A 548-nucleotide genomic window follows, 5' to 3' on the forward strand; every position below is an offset into this window, starting at 1 on the left:
TTTTCTTTACACTGAATTCCAACGTTCTATGGCTTGTTTGCCAGCCTCAATTCCCAGTTCATATGCTTCTCGCAAAGGTTCTGGTGAGCGGCTTAAGCGTTTTAACTTAAACGTTTCTGGTGGACACACTTGGATTATCTCAACGCCTGGTGGCGGGTTGTTTATCAGTTCCAATGTTTGGTTGTAACGAACGTCACGTGTCAGCATAGGCTCAATCAGAGCTGGCGTTTCCTTCAGCATACGTTTTGTGATGGCACTGAACTTTGATTTTGGTTTCCGGTAACTGGCAATCTGGCTGCGCAAGACCATGATTTTTGTCGCTCCTCTTTTGATGGCTTCGGCAATTGGCAGGGCATCTGCAACGCCGCCATCCACATATCGAGTGCCATTAAGAAGTACGCCATTACGATAGAGTACGGGCAGGGCGCTGCTGGCCTTCATGGTCTCCGCTAACATATCGACGTCCGGAGTGAGGTATTCTGCCTGTCCAGTATCTTGACGAGTGACGACAAGGAAAAAAGGACGCGGATCAGCAGCGAGCACTTCTT

General features: G+C 48.7%; 1 protein-coding gene. It reads right to left on the bottom strand.

Features of this window, described 5'->3' with window-relative positions; all coding sequences use genetic code 11:
• Positions 1-6 precede the first annotated feature (6 nt).
• A partial coding sequence (locus R7Q48_RS30195) for a patatin family protein (RefSeq protein WP_318134090.1) occupies positions 7-548 on the bottom strand: 542 nt, incomplete at its 5' end.

The organism is Vibrio sp. 378 (assembly GCF_033339435.1).